This window comes from Stenotrophomonas sp. Sm10, assembly GCF_030985515.1.
Taxonomy (GTDB): Bacteria; Pseudomonadota; Gammaproteobacteria; order Xanthomonadales; family Xanthomonadaceae; genus Stenotrophomonas; species Stenotrophomonas hibiscicola.
This window is the reverse complement of the sequence record NZ_JAPTFO010000001.1, coordinates 97,422-111,504: the sequence shown is the minus strand read 5'-3', so window position 1 is coordinate 111,504 and position 14,083 is coordinate 97,422. Positions and strand designations below refer to the sequence as shown.

General features: G+C 68.8%; 9 protein-coding genes. All 9 read left to right on the top strand.

Translation table 11 applies throughout. The features are described 5' to 3' along the window. The first annotated feature begins 74 nt into the window (after positions 1–74). From O0J15_RS00470 to bcsZ, 9 genes are read left to right on the top strand one after another with little or no spacing between them, the layout of a single operon-like run. Complete coding sequence (locus tag O0J15_RS00470) at positions 75–1,613, top strand: BcsE family c-di-GMP-binding protein (RefSeq protein ID WP_308304897.1); 1,539 nt, start codon at positions 75–77, stop codon at positions 1,611–1,613. Continuing rightward, the gene (bcsF, locus tag O0J15_RS00465; protein WP_019661022.1) at positions 1,610–1,789 is read left to right on the top strand and encodes a cellulose biosynthesis protein BcsF; all 180 of its coding nucleotides are present in this window, start codon (positions 1,610–1,612) and stop codon (positions 1,787–1,789) included. Before O0J15_RS00470 ends, bcsF begins: the two co-directional genes overlap by 4 nt. Then, on the top strand, positions 1,786–3,417 hold the full coding sequence (gene bcsG / locus O0J15_RS00460; RefSeq protein WP_167692778.1) for a cellulose biosynthesis protein BcsG: 1,632 nt from the start codon (positions 1,786–1,788) through the stop codon (positions 3,415–3,417). The genes bcsF and bcsG overlap by 4 nt, the downstream gene beginning before the upstream one ends. Continuing rightward, entirely contained in the window at positions 3,417–3,596 is a 180-nt protein-coding gene (gene bcsR, locus O0J15_RS00455; protein ID WP_021204328.1) for a cellulose biosynthesis protein BcsR, read from the top strand. Before bcsG ends, bcsR begins: the two co-directional genes overlap by 1 nt. After that, entirely contained in the window at positions 3,593–4,348 is a 756-nt protein-coding gene (gene bcsQ / locus O0J15_RS00450) for a cellulose biosynthesis protein BcsQ (protein ID WP_021204329.1), read from the top strand. Before bcsR ends, bcsQ begins: the two co-directional genes overlap by 4 nt. Next, on the top strand, positions 4,348–6,972 hold the full coding sequence (bcsA, locus tag O0J15_RS00445) for a UDP-forming cellulose synthase catalytic subunit (protein ID WP_019661026.1): 2,625 nt from the start codon (positions 4,348–4,350) through the stop codon (positions 6,970–6,972). Before bcsQ ends, bcsA begins: the two co-directional genes overlap by 1 nt. Next, complete coding sequence (bcsB, locus tag O0J15_RS00440; protein ID WP_026347130.1) at positions 6,969–9,332, top strand: cellulose biosynthesis cyclic di-GMP-binding regulatory protein BcsB; 2,364 nt, start codon at positions 6,969–6,971, stop codon at positions 9,330–9,332. The genes bcsA and bcsB overlap by 4 nt, the downstream gene beginning before the upstream one ends. Next, positions 9,332–12,913 (top strand): cellulose synthase complex outer membrane protein BcsC, encoded by a 3,582-nt coding sequence (bcsC, locus tag O0J15_RS00435; protein WP_308304896.1) that lies wholly within the window; start codon positions 9,332–9,334, stop codon positions 12,911–12,913. Before bcsB ends, bcsC begins: the two co-directional genes overlap by 1 nt. Beyond that, positions 12,897–14,030 (top strand): cellulose synthase complex periplasmic endoglucanase BcsZ, encoded by a 1,134-nt coding sequence (gene bcsZ / locus O0J15_RS00430; protein ID WP_134731600.1) that lies wholly within the window; start codon positions 12,897–12,899, stop codon positions 14,028–14,030. The genes bcsC and bcsZ overlap by 17 nt, the downstream gene beginning before the upstream one ends. Positions 14,031–14,083: the final 53 nt, after the last annotated feature.

Below are 14,083 nucleotides of genomic sequence, written 5' to 3'. Positions count from 1 at the left end.
ATGATCCCCTCTCCACTGCAGCGCCCCCGCTGCCGGGCCGTCGGCCTGGGTGAGGGGCAATGAAAGGATCCGGCGTGCCAGCAACACACCTTGCCATTGCCGGACTGCCCACCGAACTGGTGGAGATGCGCAGCGGGGGCCTGTATTGGGTCGTTGCCGCGGGCAGCGCGCCGACGGATCTGCTCGGTGCCGGTGTGCTGGCCACGGCCGACGCACTGGATGAGGCCGTGCTGGTCACGCTGGGGCGGGGGGCCGAATCGATGCTGACGCTGCTGCCGGCCGATCAGGGGCCGGCCCGCCTGCGGCTGTTCCAGCGGTCGCATCACGGCATGCAGCAGGCGCTGCGCGGGCTGACCGGCGATCTGCCGCGCACCGCCTCGGTGCGCACCCGGCTCAGCGTGGTGCAGTTCCCGGTGGCGGCGCTGGACGGCTGGGATGATGCCCGGCTGGCGCGCTGGTGCCAGCAGCTGCAGGACTGGGCCGGGCAGGCGCAGCAGGTGCTGCTGTTGCTGTGCCATGGCGAAGTGGCGACCCTGGCACCGCGCCTGTTGTCATTGAACCGGAGCTGCGCCGGTGTGGCCCAGTTGCATCCGCATCGTGGTGCCCTGCAGCTGCTGCTGCACTACTGGTCCAACAGCCATGGCGTGGTGGCCCAGCGATCGTTCGGCGTCGAGCAGGAAAGCCGCGGGCTGCGCCATCTGGCCGAGGCCGATGCCGCTGGGACTGGGGTCGATGCCATCAGTGGCAGTGATCGCGATGTCTTCCTGGCCCAGACCGAAGTACTGGACGGTGCGCCGCCACTGTCGGCAGCCTGGCACCTGTATGACGGCTGGGCTGGATTGTTGCCGGCCGCGCTGCAGGCGCGCGAGGCCACCGTAGTGCTGGCCATCGACGAGAACGCCAAGGTGGATGCACTGGCCAGACTGCTGCACCGCTTGCGCCGGGAACGTGGCAATGCACTGAAACTGGTGGTGCGCGAGCTGCAGCCCTGCCTGCGCTACGCTGATGAGCGGCTGCTGATGCAGTGCGGCTGCAGCCTGGTAGTGCCGTCAGCCACGCCGTTGCCGCGCCTGCTGACCCTGCTGGAAACCGTGCAGCGTCAGCGTTGGCAGGGCCAGCTGGCTGACGATCCGGAGCCGCTGATCCGTGCGCATCGGCCGCCACCGGTAAGCGGCCTGGTCAACGCCGCACGCTTCCGCCAGATCGCCGGCGAACGCATCGACCAGGACGGCAGCGCGGTGGAAAGCGCCGTGCTGGCGTTGCAGCCGGTGGCCGGCCTGCGCGCCGAGCAGACGTTGCAGCAGCTGCGCATCCGCCGCCAGGGCGATCTGGCCTGTGTCTACCGCGGGCAGGTGCGCCTGTTCCTGTTCGGGTGCCGGCGTGATGCGGTCGAACAGGCCCTGGGCAATCTGTTCCGCCTGCCCTGGCGGGAGCTGTTCGATGGCTACCAGCGTCTGGCCGAATACGACATTGCAGCGATGAACGCCGGCAGCAGCGATCCGGAGGCCGAGGTCCTGCCCGAAGCCCCCGCCGTCCTGCCGCCGGTGGCCCCGGCGCTGGAGGCGCCTGTTTTCACTGTCCCGAAGCCGCTGCGACTGGGAGATCGCGCATGACCACCGACCAGCAACTCTGGACCCTGATCGTCGCCTGTGCGCTCGTGATGATTCCCTTCGGTGCCATGCTCGGTACGCTGTGGCGTGCGCTGCGCCGCCGTGCCGCGCGCTGGCTGCCCCCTCGCCACCTGCGCCGCGCCGGTGTACGCCTGCGTGCGCCGCGGGGGGCTGCATGAGTCCGCAGGTGGCTCCCGCATCGCCCTTCGCCTGGGCCGACCTGCGCGGGTGGAACCTGTATTTCCTGTCCAAGGTGGTACTGGCCTGGATGGGCGCGCTGGATCTGAAGATCCTGCCCAACCTGCTGTTCCTGGGCGCGCTGCTGGTTCCACTGCGCTGGCGCTGGGCACGCATCGCGCGTACTGTCGCTGCGGTACCGGTGGGCGTGGCGCTGTACTACCAGGACACCTGGTGGCCGCCGTTCCGGCGCCTGTTGGTGCAACCTGGCGTGCTGGACTTCTCGGCGGATTACTGGCTCGAGCTGGCCCAGCGCTTCATCAACTGGCAGATGGTGGCGGTACTGGCGATGCTGGTGCTGGCCTACGTACTGCTCAAGCCGTGGCTGCGCATCACCACTCTGAGCGTGCTGGGCATGCTTGGCCTGGCTGTGATGGCGATACCGATGCCGGCGGGCTGGAACTGGGGGCAGGGTACCGCCACCGCGGCCACCGCCAGCGCCGGAGGCACCTCAGGTGCCGGCCTGCCGCCGGCCAACAACGAGACGCTCAATGCATGGCTGGCCAGCTTCTACCAGCAGCAGGCCAGCCTCAAGACCAGCTTCCCCGCACCGGGCAGCGGCGCGCCGTTCGACGTCATCATCCTCAACATCTGCTCGCTGGCATGGAGCGATCTGGATGAAGTGGGGCTGCGCCAGAACAATCTGCTCGACCACATGGACGTGGTGTTCGACGACTTCAACTCGGCAACCGCCTACAGCGGCCCGGCGGCGATCCGCCTGCTGCGCGCCAGCTGTGGCCAGACCTCGCATACCGGGCTGTTCGATCCGGTGCCGGCCGAGTGCCAGCTGTTCTCGAACCTGCAGCGTCTGGGCTTCCAGAGCGAGCTGGCGATGAACCACGACGGTCACTTCGACGACTTCATCGGTGAACTGCACCAGTACGGCGGGCTGCAGGCACAGCCGATGGATATCAGCGCGTTTCCTAAAGCGCTGGTGGCGTTCGACAAGTCGCCGCTGCGCCGCGATGGCGATGTGCTGATGGCGTGGTGGAAACAGCGGCTGGCCGGGTCCAGCCAGCAGGTGGCGCTGTTCTACAACACGATTTCGCTGCACGATGGCAACCGCATCGTCGGCGCCGATGGCCGTTCGAATGCCGCCGACTACAAGGCACGTGCGGAAATGGTGTTGGGCGACATGGCCGGTTTCGTCGATGCGGTGGAGAAGAGTGGCCGCCGCGCGATGATCGTGGTGGTACCCGAGCATGGCGCGGCCCTGCATGGCGACCGCATGCAGATTCCGGGCATGCGCGAGATTCCCAGCCCGTCGATCACCCACGTGCCGGTGGGCGTGAAGCTGATCGGCATGGGCGCGCCGGCGGCCGGCGGCCCGCGTCATGTCCCCGAACCGAGCAGCTACCTGGCCGTGTCCGAGCTGGTTTCGCGCGTGTACGCGCTCAACGCCCAGTCGCCGCCGAGCGAGCGCAACTGGGACAGCCTGCTGAAGGGGCTGCCGCAGACACCGTCGGTGTCGGAAAACGAAGGCGCCAAGGTCATCGAGTACGCCGGCAAGCCCTGGCTGCAGCTGCAGGGCAGCCAGGCCTGGAGCCCCTACCCCGAGGAGGCACGCTGATGCCTGCCGACATCCTTGCCGTACCGGTCACGCTGTCCGTGGAAGAGGACGATATCGACCTGCTGCGGCGCAGCCTGGGCATGCCGGGGCTGCCCTACGTGGACTTCTCTGCCCAGCATGAGCGTGCCCAGGCGCTGGCGCGCTGGCCGTTGCTGGCCGAACTGGAGCCGCGCCGATGAGCACCGTGCTGTCGCTGCAGGGCATCCATGGCGGAACCGGTGTCACCACGGTGCTGGCCGCACTCGGCCAGGGCTTGCACGCGCAGGGCCAGCGCGTCCTGCTGGTCGAATGCAGTCCGGACCAGATGCTCGGCCTGCACCTGGGGCTGCCTGCCGACGTGGACAACGGTTGGGGGCGCGCGCAGCTGGACGGCACGGACTGGCGTGATGCCGCCTACGCCGTTGCAGCAGGACTTGCGGTGCTGCCCTATGGTCGCGTCGATAGCGAGGCCGCAATGCGCATCGAACAGCAGCTGCAACAGGCACCGGGCACCTGGGCCGAACGCATTCCGCTGCTGGAGACCCAGTTCGACTGGATCCTGTTCGACCTGCCGCAGCGCCTGCCGGCGCATGCAGCGGCCATCAACCAGCACGTGCGCTGCACGCTGCCGCTGCGCCTGGCCTGTGTCGATCCGGTCAGCCACGTGTTCCTGCAGCGGCAGCCGGAGGACACACGCCTCTTGCTGGCCAACCGCTATGACCCGGTCATCCCGGTGCAGCGTGATCTGATGCAGCTGTGGCTTCACGCGCACGGCCCGCGGCTGGTGCCGCAGCCGCTGCACGAGGATGCGCGGGTGCCCTCCGCGCTGGCCAGCAAGCAGCCACTGGGGCGCTATGCGACCGATTCGCTGGCCGCTGCCGATGTCGATGGCCTGGTGCTGTGGTGCCTGGCCGAGGCCGCACGGCGCCAGCCCGTTGCGGGGACACGCTGATGGGCGCCCGCGTCTACTACCTGGACTGGGGGCGCCTGCGCGAACGCGTGCATGCGCCTTGGCCAACCCGCTCGCTGCTGTGGCTGCTGCAGTGCGTGGGCTGGGCGTTCCTGCGCCTGGAAGGGCCGGCATGGCAGGCACAGGCCCCGCGCCTGCGCAACGCCTTCCCGCAGATCCAGGGTGACCGCCGCTGGCGCCCGGGCGATCCACTGCGGTTGTTGATCCAGGCCATGTGGCTGTCGGTGGTGCGGTTGGTACCGCAGCCCTCGCTGAGGCGGCAACGGTTGGCCCGGGCCCGTCGCGAACGCATTGCCGAACTGCGCGGTGCAGCCGGTCGCGGCCGCCTGCGCTACCTGCGCGCCATGCGCGATGCACCCAGTGAATTCTGGAACAGCCGCGTGGCGGCATGGTTCGGCCGGAAGATGGGCAGCCTGTCGCCGCGTTCGCGGCACCTGCTGACGCTGCTGGTCGGGTTGGCCACGCTGGGGCTGGCGGCGCTGTGCATCACCCAGCCGTTCACCTATCTGGCGCAGTTCGTGTTCGTGGTGCTGCTGTGGGCCATCGCGCTGCTGGTGCGGCGCATGCAGGGGCGCTATGCGACGCTGGTGCTGGTCGTGCTGTCGATCACCGTGTCCTGCCGGTACCTGTGGTGGCGCTATACGGCCACGTTGAACTGGAACAGCACCTTCGACCTGGTCTGTGGCGTGGTGCTGCTGGCGGCGGAAACCTACTCGTGGCTCGTGCTGATGCTCGGTTACGTGCAGGTGGCCTGGCCGCTGCGGCGCCGCCCGGCGCCGTTGCCGGCCGATATCCGCCAGTGGCCGACGGTGGATGTGCTGATCCCCACCTACAACGAAGACCTGGCGCTGGTGCGGCACACCGTGTACGCGGCGATGGGCCTGGACTGGCCGGCCGACAAGCTGCGCATCCACATCCTTGATGATGGCAAGCGCGAAGAATTCCGCGCATTCGCCGAGCGCACCGGGGTCAACTACATCACCCGTGCCGACAACCGCCATGCAAAGGCCGGCAACCTCAACCATGCGTTGACCCTGATCGATGGCGAGCTGGTGGCCATCTTCGACAGCGACCACCTGCCGGTGCGGTCGTTCCTGCAGATCACCTGCGGCTGGTTCCTGCGTGATCCCAAACTGGCGCTGGTGCAGACCCCGCACCACTTCTTCTCGGCCGATCCATTCGAACGCAACCTGCAGGTGTTCCGCAGCGATCCCAACGAAGGCGAGCTGTTCTACGGCCTGGTGCAGGACGGCAACGACCTGTGGAACGCGGCGTTCTTCTGCGGCTCCTGCGCAGTGCTGCGGCGCGAAGCCATCGATGCCATCGGCGGGTTTGCCACCGAGACCGTCACCGAGGATGCGCACACCGCGCTGCGGCTGCACCGCAAGGGCTGGAACTCGGCCTACCTGCGCATTCCGCAGGCGGCCGGCCTGGCCACCGACAGCCTCGGCGCGCACGTCAACCAGCGCATCCGCTGGGCGCGTGGCATGGTGCAGATCTTCCGCATCGACAACCCGTTGCTGGGCAAGGGCCTGAGCCTGTTCCAGCGCTTCTGCTATGCCAACGCGATGCTGCATTTCCTGGCTGGCATTCCGCGCCTGGTGTTCCTCACTGCGCCGCTGGCGTTCCTGCTGCTGCATGTGTACATCATCTACGCACCAGCGCTGGCCATCCTGTTGTTCGTGGTACCGCACATGGCCCACGCCAGCCTGACCAACGCACGCATCCAGGGCAAGTACCGGCGTCCGTTCTGGGGTGAGGTGTACGAGACGGTGCTGGCCTGGTACATCGCACGGCCCACCACCGTGGCGCTGTTCAGTCCGGGCCGCGGCAAGTTCAACGTCACCGACAAGGGCGGTACCCAGGCCGGCGATCGTTTCGACTGGCGCGTGGCGCAGCCCTACCTGGTGCTGGCGCTGCTGAACGTGCTGGGCCTGTGCTTTGCCGTGTGGCGCTTCGTGCACGGCCCACTTGACGAACGTGGCACGGTGATCGTGAGTTCGCTGTGGGTGCTGTACAACCTGCTGATCATCGGCGGTGCGCTGGCGGTGGCGGCCGAAGTGCAGCAGGTGCGACGCACGCATCGCGTCACCACCCGTCTGCCGATGGCGCTGCAGGTGCCCGATGGCCGCCGCCTGCGCGGCGTGCTGCAGGATTACTCCAACGATGGCGTGGGCGTCGAACTCGGCGAAGACGCACAGCTGGCCGAAGGCCAGCGCGTGCAGGTGCTGCTGGGGCGGGGTCGCCGCGAGTTCGCATTCCCGGCGCGCGTGCAACGCACGGTCGGCCAGCGACTGGGCCTGCTGCTGCTGTTCGAGGACGAGCGCCAGCGCGTCGAGTTCGCCCAATGCACCTTCGCCCGCGCCGATGCTTGGCTTGACTGGCACGCCGGCTACCAGCCCAAGAGCCTGCCGCGCAGCCTGTGGAGCGTGCTGGTCCTGGGCTGGCGCGGCTACCGGCGGATGGGTGATTTCGCACCGTTCGACCTCGACCGCCCCGCACATTGGAACCGTCGCCTGCTGCGATGGCTGGCCAGTTTTGCTCCGCAACGTCCGCTTCCTTCCCACCCGGCTGACCCAGCCGCTGATCCAGGGCTTCGTCCATGACCCGTCCGTCCTCTCTGCGTTGGCTGCTGCTGCCCCTGCTGGCCCTGCCCGTGGCGTCAGGCAACAGCGCGCCTGCCCCGGCGCCGGTTGTCCCTCCCACTACCGCGCCTGCCGCTCCGCCGGCGCCGGGGGTGCCGGCCGCGCCAGCCACCACGCCTGCCACCGGTACCGAGCCCGCGCTGGCGCAGACCTGGGCGGGCAGCGCCTGGCCCTGGCAGCGGCAGAACACCTTCGCGCAGCTGGGGCGCCGCCAGGACACGCTGCTGTCGGGCGTGCGCAATGCCACCACCTTCGAGTTCCAGGTCCGCCGTGACCGCCTGGTCCGCGATGCCGAGCTGGATCTGAGCTTCACGCCTTCACCGTCGCTGCTGCCGACCCTGTCGCACCTGCGGGTCTATCTCAACGACGCGATGATGGGTGTGGTGCCGATCAGCAACGAGCAGCTGGGCCGCCCGGTGCAGGCCAAGCTACCGCTGGACGCGCGCCTGATTGCTGATTTCAACCAGGTCCGCCTGGAGTTCGTCGGCCACTACACCGACATCTGCGAAGAGCCGACGCACAGCTCGCTGTGGGTCAATCTCTCCAGCAACAGCACGCTGCGCCTGGGCGGCCAGCCGCTGGCGATGCAGGACGACCTGGCCAACTTCCCGCTGCCGTTCTTCGATCCGCGTGATACAGCACGGCTGGAACTGCCAGTGGTGTTCGCCGCTGCGCCGAGCCTGGCACAGCAGCGGGCGGCGGCGGTGATGTCCTCGTACTTCGGCAGCCTGTCCGGCTGGTGGCGCCAGGCACGTTTCCCGGTCAGCTTCGGCACGTTGCCGGACAAGGGCCACGCGGTGGTGCTGGCGGTCAACGGCAGGTTCCCGCCGGTGATCGCCAACCATGCTCCGGTGAAGGGCCCGATGATCGAACTGATGTCGCTGCCGGAGGATCCGCAGCGAAAGCTGCTGCTGGTGCTGGGCCGCAACGATGACGACCTGCAGAAGGCCGTGGCTGCGATGGCGGCCGGCAACGTGCTGTTCCGCGGCCGCCAGGTCAGTGTCGATGAGGTCAAGCCACTGGCCCCGCGCAAGCCGTACGACGCACCGAACTGGGTGCGCACCGACCGCGCCGTCCGCTTGGCTGAACTGCTCGACTATCCGCAACAACTGCATGCCAACGGCGTGTCGCCGCAGCCGATCACGGTCAACCTCAACCTGCCGCCGGATCTGTTCATCTGGCGCAACCAGGGTATTCCGCTGAACCTGCGCTACCGCTACACGCCGCCGTTTGGCAGCGATGAGTCGCGGCTGGGCGTGGCGATCAACGACCAGTTCATCTCCAGCTTCCCGCTGGTGCGCCGCAACGGCAAGCAGGGCCTGGAGGAAATCCGCTTGCCGGTGCTGGCCGGCGATGCCGGTGCCGATGACGGTCGCCTGCTGATTCCGGCGCTCAAACTGGGCGACCGCAACCAGCTGCGTTTCGATTTCAACTTTGCCAGCGTGATGGGCAGTGCGCAGCGCGATCATTGCCAGACCGTGCTGCCGCCCAACCTGCAGGCAGCGATCGAAGACGACTCGACCATCGACTTCTCCGGATTCCATCACTACATGGGCCTGCCGGACCTGTCCGCGTTCGCGCTCAGTGGATTCCCCTTCACCCGCATGGCCGATCTGTCGGAGACTGTCGTGCTGGTGCCGCCCCAAGCCAACGAGGCACAGGTCAGCCTGCTGCTGAACCTGATCGGTGGGCTGGGCGTGCAGAGCGGCTATCCGGCCTATGGGCTGCGCCTGTCCGATGACTGGAAGCAGGCCAGCGCGCTGGATGCGGACCTGCTGATGCTGGGCGCCCTGCCGGCCGAACTGCGCGGTAGCCAGCAGCTGTCGCTGCTGATCGACGACCAGCGCACGCGCCTGCTCAATGGCCAGTCTCCGTCGCCGCAGCAGGCGATGGAACAGGCCCGCCGTGGCAGCCGCGATGGCGATCCAGCGGTGACCGAAGTGGCAGTGAGCGCGCAGGCACCGTTTGCCGCGATCATCGGCATGCAGTCACCGACGCATGCGCAGCGCAGCATCGTTTCGCTGGCCGCCAGCAATGCCGCCGACTACGGCCTGCTTCACGATGCACTCAGCGATACCGGCAAGCGCGAAGCCATCGCCGGCTCGGTGGCGATCCTGCGTACCTCGGGCATTCACAGCCAGTTCGTCGGTGATCACTACTACGTTGGCGCGCTGCCGTGGTGGCTGCTGCTGTGGTACCACCTGGCCGACCACCCGGCGCTGCTGGCGGTGCTGGCCACGCTGGTGGTGCTGATGGTCGCCTTCCTGCTGTGGCGCGCGCTGCGCTGGGTCGCGGCCAAGCGCCTGGACCCGGGGCACTGATGGCACGTACGCGGCATCCGCTGGTCACCGCGTCCGGCCTCGTCCTGTTGGGACTGGCCGGTGCCGGGCCCTGCGCGGCGCAGGCCTTGCCCGATACGCCGGGCGGAACCGTCGCCGAGCAGCGCCAGTGGCTGTTGCAGCAGGTGCGCATCGGTGAGGCCACCGGTCGCCAGAGCCTGATCGAAGACGCCCTGGCGCGGCTGCGCATGCTGGCACCGGATGATCGCGGCACCTTGGTGGCGATCCTGGAAGTGCAGCTCTCGCAACAGAAGCTGCAGGATGCCGAGGCGACCCTGAAGCGCCTGCGCGAGATCGGTACAGGTACCCGTGAACTGGCCGCCGGCGAACGCCTCTGGAGGGCCTACCGCGGTGATCTGCAGCAGGATCTGCAGCAGGCGCGCCTGTTCGCTGCCGGTGGTCGCAGCGCCGAAGCGCTGGCGATCTACCGCCGCCTGTTCAACGATGATCCACCCGGCCTGCAGCTGGGCCTGGAGTACTGGCGCCTGCGCGGCGGCCAGGCGGATGGGCGTGCACAGGCGATCCGTGCGCTGGGCGAACTGGACCGCAGTTATCCGGGCAATGTGCCATTGCTGCAGGCGCTGTCGCAGATGCTGTTCGCTGCCGGCCGCGATGCAGAGGCGCTCGCCGCGCTGCAGCGCATGGGGCGTAATCCGGAGGCCCGCGGCATGGCGGCGGACGCCGAATGGGCCTACCTGAAGGATCAGCCGGCCGACGACCGCAGCGTGCGCCGGCTGCAGGACTTCATCACCCGCAACCCAGCGTTTGCCGACATCGCGTTGGTGCGCGAGCGCTACACCGACCAGCACAAGCGGGTCAGCGACCCGGCGTGGCGCGCCGGCCTGCGCGGCCAGCAGCTGCTCGACGCAGGCCGCAATGCAGAGGCCGAGCGCGCTTTCCTGCAGGCGTTGCGCGGCTATCCGCGCGAGCCCGACCTGTTGGGGGGGCTGGGCATGGCGCTGATGCGCCAGGGCCGCCGCGAGCAGGCCATCAGCTATTTCCAGCGTGCGGTGCAGGCCACCCCGGCCGGCGACAGCAACGACAAGTGGCGCGACCTGATCGCCAGCACCCGCTACTGGCTGCAGCTGGACCAGGCCGATGCGGCGCTGGCGGCCGGCCGGCTGGACGAGGCCGAGCGCCTCTATGCGCAGGCGCATCGCCAGCAGCCCCGCGACGTCAATGCTGCACTGGGCCTGGTCGACGTGGCCGTGGCCCGCGGTGACGACGCCGCAGCCGAACGCCAGCTGCAGGTTGCGCGGCGGATGGCGCCCAACGATGCCAACGTGATCCGCAAGCTGGTGCAGCTGTACGGCCGCACCGACCCGCAGCGGCTGGAAGCCTTCATCAACGCATTGCCCGCTGCGCAACGCAGGTTGTATGCCGAAGACCTGCGCCAGCTCCAGATCAGCCGCCTGCGTGAGCGTCGCGAGCAGGCGCTGGCTGCCGGTGATGCGACCACCGCGATCACGCTGGGACAGAAGCTGCGCGGCGAACTGCCGGGCGATGCATGGCTGGCCTATGCGCTGGCCAACGAGCTGCGCGCCGCTGGCCGGCAGGACGAGGCCGACGCGGCGGTGGCCGACATGGCCACGCATAACGACAGCGCCGAAGCGCGCTACGCGCAGGCGCTCTACCTGTCGGGATCCGATCGGCTGCCGCAGGCGCTGGCGGTACTCGACGCGCTGCCGCAGGCGAAGTGGAACGACGACATCCGCGCGCTGTCGGCGCGCCTGCAGCGGCAGCAGCTGGTCGATCATCTGTGGGATCTGCGTGCGCAGGGCAGGGAGGCCGAAGCCATCGCGCTGCTGCAGCAGCAACCGCCCAGCACCGACAATGATCTGATGATGGCCGAGTGGGCGCGCCTGCGCGGCGATCACGCGCAGGCGCTGCACTACTACCAGCGCGTGCTTGCCGCACAGCCGGACAATGTGGATGCGCAGCTGGGCCAGGTCCAGGCCTGGATTGGCACCGGCGATCTGGCCAGCGCACGCCGCCAGATGCACGACGCACCGCCGGCAGTGGACGATGACGAGATCGGCCAGCAGCGTCAGCTCGCCACCATCTGGACCGACCTGCGCGAGGATACGAAGGCCCTGGCGATCCTGCGCGCGTTGCTTGCGCGCAAGACCGGGCCCGACGCACAGTCCTGGCGTGATGCGGCACGGCTGGTGCGCCGCGATGATCCGCAGCAGGCGCTGGACATGTACGCGCAGGCGATGGCCGACAACGGCGTGTTGGCTCCCGGCCAGGTCACGCCGCGCGACAACCGCGCGTTGACCCTGGCCAGCCGCGAGACAGCCGGCGATGACTGGTTGCGGCGCAGCTTGCGCAGCGATGTGGAAACCCTGTACCAGCAGGAGAATCCCACCCTGACGGTGATGCAGGACACCGGTCGCCGCAGCGATGGCACGCCGGGCATTTCGCGGCTGTCGCGCGATACCCGCATCGCGCATCTGGACGCGCCATTCGCCGGTGGCCTGGGCTGGGCGCGCATCGAGCAGGTCAGCTTCGATGCGGGCCGCTTCCAGACCGATGAGAGCGGCGCCTACGACGAGGATTTCGGCAGCTGTGACCTGGATCTGCTGCAGGCCGACGACAGCCGCCTGCGCGCACCGGGCTGCACCCGCTTCGTGCACCAGCGGCGCACCTCCGGTGCCGGCTTCGCCGTCGGCTGGCGCACCCTGGATGACCGCTGGAACGTCGATATCGGCCACACCCCGTCCAACTACGTGGTCGGCAACTGGCTTGGCGGTGTCACCCTCAATGGCGACCTCGGGCGCTTCGGCTGGGGCGCCACGCTGTCGCGGCGGCCGATGACCAATTCGCTGCTGTCGCAGGCCGGTGCGGTTGATCCGCGCAGCGGCATCAGCTGGGGCGGCGTCACCGCCAACGGCGTGACCTTCAGCCTCGGCTACGACCAGGGCGGCCGCGATGGCGTGTGGTCGAACTGGAGCTGGCATCGGCTGACCGGGCACAACGTGGTCGACAACACCCGCGCACGCGCGATGGTGGGCTGGTACCACAAGCTGATCCAGCGCCCCGACATGCGGCTGGATGTGGGTACCACCGCGATGTACTGGCGCTACCAGAAGGACCTGGGCGGCTACTCGCTGGGCCAGGGCGGCTACTACAGCCCGCAGCGCTATGCATCGCTGAGCCTGCCGGTCAGCTTTGCATGGCGCAACGACGTGTGGTCGGTGCGCCTGGATGGCTCGGTCAGTGTGTCCAGTGCGCGTACCTCGTCGATCAGCCGTTTCCCCGACCAGGCCTTGATCGAGCGCGTGATTGCACAGCTTGAGCCGCAGTACGGCCCGCTGCGGCTGGACGAGGCCGGCCTGTACACCGGTGACAGCAGCAGCACGGGCACCGGGTACCGCCTGTACGGCGCGGTGGAGCGCCGCCTCGGCGACCACTTCGTGCTGGGCGCTGCCGGCACCCTCCAGCGCAGCCGCGATTTCTCGCCGAATTCGTTCCAGCTCTACCTGCGCTACACCTTCAAGCCCTGGCAGGGAAACCTGCCGCTGCCCGTATCACCACTGGTGCCGTATGGCGAATTCCGCTGACCTGCGGCGACGGCGCCTGCTGCAGGCGGTCGCCACGCTGCCGCTGCTCGGCGTGTGCCGTGTGCAGGCCGCGCCCGCCCCGCGCTGGCCGGCGTGGCAGGTACTGCTCGACAGCAGCCTGAGCCGCGACGGGCGCATGATCGATCGCAGCCAGGACGATCAGCGCAGCACCTCCGAAGGCCAGTCCTATGCCTTGTTCTTCGCCCTGGTCGACAACGACCAGGCGCTGTTCGACCGCATCCTGGGCTGGACCCAGGACAACCTTGCCGGTGGCGACATGGGCAAGCGCCTGCCGGCCTGGCTGTGGGGACGCGATGACGCCGGCGCCTGGCGGGTGCTGGACGACAACCCGGCCTCGGACTCCGATCTCTGGCTGGCCTACGCGCTGCTGGAAGGCGCGCGGCTGTGGCGCCGTCCGGCGCTGAAGGCCATCGCGGAGGGCATGCTGGTGCAGGTGCGGGCGCGCGAGATCGTGGATCTGCCCGGGCTCGGCCCAATGCTGTTGCCAGGCCCACAGGGGTTCATTGAAGGGGACGCCACGCGGGTCAACCCCAGCTATCTGCCACTGCCGCTGCTGCGCCGCTTTGCGGCGGAGGATCGCAGCGGGCCGTGGCAGGCGCTGGCGCGCAACAGCGTGCAGTTGCTGCAGCAGAGCAGCCCGCACGGGTTCGCACCGGACTGGGCGGCGTGGAAAGGCGATCGCTTCGTCGTCGATCCGGTGCGCGGTGCGGTCGGCGGCTACGACGCCATCCGCTGCTACACCTGGGCAGGCATGACCGCATCGCGCGATCCGTTGTTCCGCGCGCAGCTGGCGGCGCTGTCCGGACCGCTGCAGCGCCTGCGCAGTGGTGCACCGATGTGGGAAAAGATCGACACCCGCAGTGGCCAGGGGCAGGGCGAAGGCAACTACGGATTCCGCGCGGCCCTGCTGCCCTATCTGATCGCGCAGGGCGAAGCGGAGCGCGCGCAGTCGCTGCGGGCCAGCCTGCCCAGCGCCGAGCAGCAGCGCGCCGATGCACCGGCCTATTACTCACAGATGCTGGCCCTGTTCGGCGTGGGTTGGGCCGAAGGACGCTGGCGCTTCGCCACCGACGGCCGCCTGCAGCCGCGCTGGTAGCTGCAGCGCTGCGGGGTCAGGTACCTACGCAGCGCAGTGGGCTCCGACCGACC